The 734-nt window shown below is 67.7% G+C and carries 1 protein-coding gene; it reads left to right on the forward strand.

The genetic code is table 11. The features are described from left to right. On the forward strand, positions 1–734 hold a 734-nt coding region (locus ACFO60_RS40795; protein WP_380852913.1), incomplete at its 5' end, for an SRPBCC family protein.

The following is a 734-nucleotide window of genomic DNA, read 5'->3' on the forward strand; positions in this document are numbered from 1 at the left end:
CGTTCGAGTTGCGCAAGGAGATCGAGCTGCGGGCGAGTGCTTCGCAGGTGTGGGAGGCGGTGTCCGGTGGTCCGGGGTTGGACTCCTGGTTTCTGGGTCGCAGCGAGGTGGAGCCGCGGGTGGGCGGCAGGGTGGTGCAGTTCTTCGGTGATTTCCCGGTGGAGGCGCGGGTGACCGGGTGGGAGCCGGGTCGGCGGTTCGCCTTTGAGGGGGCGGAGGGTCAGGACGGCACGTTCATGGCGTTCGAGTTCCTGATCGAGGGGCGCGAGCGGGGTGGCACGGTTCTGCGGTTGGTGCAGAGCGGGGTTCTGGGTGATGGATGGCAGGCGGAGGTGGAGGCGTTGGAGCGCGGCTGGGACATGTATCTGCACACGCTGGACCAGTATCTGACTCATTTTCCGGGTCAGTTCGCGCTGGTGGTGTTCGCCGCGCGGCCGGGTGGTGGCGGGGTGGAGCCGGTGTGGTCGGTGCTGGAGCGGGGGCTGGGGCTGACCGGGAAGGTGGTGCAGGGTGATCGGGTCCGGTTGACGCCGGAGGGGTTCGCGCCGATCGAGGGTGTGGCCGATTACGTGGCGCCGGACTTTCTGGGGGTGCGGACCGGGAGTGGGTTGTACCGGTTCATCCGGGGTCAGCACGACACGGTGGTGGTGGGTCACCACATCTTCGCCGACAAGGCCGATCCCAAGAAGGTGGAGCAGGCATGGCAGGACTGGCTGGCCAAGCTCTTCGCCTGA

Origin of the sequence: Sphaerisporangium dianthi (assembly GCF_042654065.1) — a bacterium.
Lineage (GTDB): Bacteria > Actinomycetota > Actinomycetes > Streptosporangiales > Streptosporangiaceae > Sphaerisporangium > Sphaerisporangium dianthi.